Genomic DNA, 461 nt, shown 5'->3' with positions numbered 1-461 from the left:
AAACAGAAGAATCCAAAGTCCGCTGTATCGGGACTGCCAGAAGCAGGCCCGCTCAGCAGATCATGAGGCGCACATCCGCGCCGACCTGTTACACCCGCAACGCGTTACCTCGCGCTGGGTGGGAAAAGCCCGCAACACTTGGGACGATCCCAATACTTGCTCAGTCAGTGCTGACGTAGTCGGCGACCACCGTCGCTCATGCTCTGTTGAGAAGTAAACCTATTAAGACCCGTCGGTTTTCAACGGACGGTATTCTGGCGTTTTAGAGGTGAACAACGTGGAGCTTTTATCTGGTGGTGAGATGCTCGTCCGCTTTTTGCGTGACGAAGGCGTCGACTATATCTACGGGTACCCAGGTGGTGCTCTGCTGCATGTCTACGACGCACTGTTCAAGGAACCTGGTGTTACCCACATCCTGGTTCGCCACGAACAGGCCGCGACCCATATGGCTGATGGTTACG

1 protein-coding gene is annotated in these 461 nt (G+C 55.3%); it reads left to right on the top strand.

Annotation, left to right across the window (positions count from 1 at the left end):
• Window positions 1-268: 268 nt before the first annotated feature.
• The coding region (locus AC0AIB_RS31220; protein ID WP_465098081.1) for a thiamine pyrophosphate-binding protein at window positions 269-461 on the top strand (193 nt) is incomplete at its 3' end.

The sequence above is a fragment of the Micromonospora sp. DSM 43699 genome, assembly GCF_055517075.1.
This window is presented reverse-complemented; position numbering and strand designations above follow the sequence as displayed.